We start from the raw sequence: 3,179 nt of genomic DNA, 5'->3' as shown, positions 1-3,179 counted from the left end.
GCGCCCGGCGCGGCCCACGCTTTCGGGCTGGGTGTGGGTGCGGAAATGCATGTGCGTGGTGTTGAACCACACGAAGAACGGAGTTTCGGCTTCGTGCTGACGCTTGATGAAATCGACTGCGGCGTCTCGAAATTCGCCGTCGCAGGTTTCCATCCGCTTCTTGGTCAGCGGGCCGGTGTCCTCGATGCGCTGGGTGCCGTCTCCGTTGGCCCAGGTGTGCAGCACACCGCGGGGTCCGAACTTCTTGCGGAACTCCGGATCCTTTGGGTAGTCCGGTTGTTCGGGTTCCTCTTCGGCGTTGAGGTGATACAGGTTGCCGAAGAACTCGTCGAAGCCGTGCATGGTGGGCAGATGCTCGTCGCGGTCGCCGAGGTGATTCTTGCCGAACTGGCCAGTGGCGTAACCCTGCGTCTTGAGCGCCGTCGCGATGGTCGGGTCCTGTGCCTGCAGGCCCAGCGGCGCCCCGGGCAGGCCCACCTTGGTCAGGCCGGTGCGGTACGGGTTCTGGCCAGTGATGAACGCCGCCCGTCCGGCGGTGCAGCTCTGCTCCGCGTAATAGTCGGTGAACAGCACCCCTTCGGCGGCGACGCGGTCGATGTTGGGGGTCCGGTATCCCATCAGCCCGTTGCTGTAGCAACTGAGGTTGCTCTGACCGATGTCGTCGCCCCAGATGATCAGGACATTCGGTTTATCGTTCACTGGTTGGCCTTTCGCGGTCGAAGCCCCCATGCCTCGCACCCGGGCGCCAGCCGACACTGGCGCGTACCAGGCCCCGACAGGGATCCTAGCTCCCGTTTCCGCCGCCGCCACGGACGTTCTGTGATCCCGCAGACGGCTGATTCGTGAAATGCTCTCGAATATTTGGCCGCAGCACCGAAACCGCCCCGCCGGAGGGTGTCCTCGTGCGTCCCCTGCAGCACCGGGATAACCAAACATTCCGATGTGGTGACCATCCTTAACCGCGCGCGTCGCGCACCGCCAGGACCGGCCACGGGTCGCGCACACCCTTGAGTTCGTGGCTGCCGCGGTCATCAAAGGCGATCCTCGATCCGAGGACCAGCGGCGGGATCGCGCCCGACACCAGTACCTCGCCGGGCCCGGCGAGCGCCATGATGCGCGCAGCAATGTGGACCGCGATCCCGTGCACGTCGCGCTCGATCATCTCCACCTCGCCGGTGTGCAGGCCGGCGCGGATGTCGAGTCCGAGGTCTTGCACCGCGTCGCGGATCGCGCACGCGCAGTTGATCGCACGCGCCGGCCCGTCGAAGGTCGCGAGCGCGCCGTCGCCGGTGAACTTGATGACTTCGCCCCGCGCGCTGGCCACATGTTTCTCGACGACGTCGTTGTGCACGTCAAGGGCCGCTGTCCAGGCCTCATCGCCGAGAGCCTCGGCGCGTTCGGTCGATCCGACGATATCGGTGAACAACACGGTGGAAAGCACACGGTTCGTCGGCGTGGCGGCGCGTGCACCGGTGACAAACGATTCAATCTCGTCGAGCACCCGGTCGGAGTCGCCGGCAAACCAAACGTTGTCGTCCCCGTCCAACTCCACCAATCGCGCGTTTGGGATGCGTTCGGCGAGGTAACGGGCGTGGCCGCCGGACACATGGCGGTCACCGCGGCGGTGTAGCAGCAGCGTCGGCGCCTGAATGCTATCGAGCGCAGGCCGGACGTCGGTGCGCAGGTAGAGGTCAAAGATGGCCTTGAAGTACCCGGGGCCGCCAGCCAGGCGCTCGCCGCGAGCCCACCATCGCCGCTTCCCCGCATCGCCGGCCCAACTCGGGGCCAAGTTATCCGCGACCGCACCGGTCCCGACGGTGTCGCCGAAGGCGTCGACATACCGGGTGAAGATCGGCTCGGGCATCCCGTACGGATAGTCGGGGGCTCGGACAAAGCGCGCGAACGGGCTAAAGAGCACCAGCGAGCGCACCCGCTGGGGATGGGTTGCCGCCAACAGCATGGCGGGAAGCGTCGACTCCGCCATCGCAAAGACTGACGCACACTGGCTCCCAACGGCATCGAGCACCGCGACGAGCCCATCCGTCCAAGCCTGCATGGCCGGACGGTCGTGAATCGGCACCGCATCCGAGCTTCCCATCCCGAGCAGGTCGGTCATGATCAGACGGCTCAACGACGCCAGCCGACGGAGGTGGCGGGCGACAGTGGGCTCGTCCCACAGCAAGTCGATCGGGAACGTAGCGGTGGGGACGAAGAGGAGATCTGACCCGCGATCAGCGACGACCTGATACGCGAGGTGAGTATCGCCGTCTCGCGCATAGACGGTTTGGGGGACGACCGCCATGGAAAAAGCATGCCACGGTCCGGTCAGGGGCGGCGATAAGGTGAGTAGCTGTGCAGCGATAGAAGGTGAGGCCTTCGATGAGCGACATGACGACGCGGTTTTCAGAAATCGTCGGGCACCACAACTTGCTGACTGGCGACGCAATCCCCGAGGACTATTTCCACGACGAAGTGTTGACGACGGCGCCGCAGAAGCCCGCGTACGTCGCCAAACCCGCATGCGCAGAAGAGGTTTCGCAGCTGCTGAAAGCCGCCTCGGAACATGGCGTGCCGGTGACGGCCCGCGGGTCCGGGACCGGCTTGTCGGGCGCGGCGATTCCGCGGGAAGGCGGGCTGGTGATCTCCTTCGAGCGGATGAACGCGGTCCTGGAGGTCGATACGACCAACCAGGTAGCCGTCGTGCAACCAGGTGTGACCCTGACCGAGCTGGACGCCGCGACCGTTTATGCCGGGCTGAGCTACATGGTTCAACCGGGCGAGCTGTCCTCCAGCGTCGGTGGCAACGTCGGAACCAACGCCGGCGGGATGCGCGCGGTCAAGTACGGGATAGCCCGCCATAACGTGCTCGGGTTGCAGGCGGTGCTGCCGACCGGCGAGATCATCCGGACCGGCGGCAAGATCGCCAAGGTGTCCACCGGCTACGACCTGACCCAGCTCATCGTCGGCTCCGAAGGCACCCTGGCCTTGGCCACGGAGGTGACCGTCAAGCTTCATCCGCGGCTCGACCACAGCGCCACCGTGCTCGCCCCGTTCGCCGACTTCGACCAAGTCATGGAGGCAGTACCCAAGATCCTCGCCAGCGGGCTGGTGCCCTACATCCTGGAATACATCGACAACATGACGATGGCCGCACTCGTCCATACCCAGAATCTGGAGCT

3 protein-coding genes are annotated in these 3,179 nt (G+C 65.5%); 1 reads left to right on the top strand and 2 read right to left on the bottom strand.

Going from position 1 to position 3,179, the window contains the following annotated elements; genetic code table 11:
- On the bottom strand, positions 1 to 699 hold a 699-nt coding region (locus ACLQI9_RS16935), incomplete at its 3' end, for a sulfatase-like hydrolase/transferase (RefSeq protein WP_442391948.1).
- A gap of 256 nt (positions 700 to 955) precedes the next feature.
- Positions 956 to 2,302, bottom strand: coding sequence for an adenylate/guanylate cyclase domain-containing protein (locus ACLQI9_RS16930; protein WP_442376872.1), 1,347 nt, complete (start codon positions 2,300 to 2,302; stop codon positions 956 to 958).
- Between the two features lie 77 nt (positions 2,303 to 2,379).
- On the opposite strand from ACLQI9_RS16930, the gene ACLQI9_RS16925 reads away from it, so the two are divergent.
- Positions 2,380 to 3,179 (top strand): FAD-binding oxidoreductase (locus ACLQI9_RS16925; RefSeq protein ID WP_442391947.1); only part of this gene is annotated, 800 nt, incomplete at its 3' end.

Source organism: Mycobacterium sp. (genome assembly GCF_052143115.1).
Taxonomy (GTDB): domain Bacteria; phylum Actinomycetota; class Actinomycetes; order Mycobacteriales; family Mycobacteriaceae; genus Mycobacterium.
Note: the sequence above shows the minus strand (reverse complement) of the source record. Positions and strands in the feature narration are given on the sequence as shown.

What these genes read in the sequence shown, in the direction of transcription:
- ACLQI9_RS16930 (WP_442376872.1), bottom strand. Translation starts at nt 2,302, where the DNA reads ATGGCGGTCGTCCCCCAAACCGTCTATGCGCGAGACGGCGATACTCAC.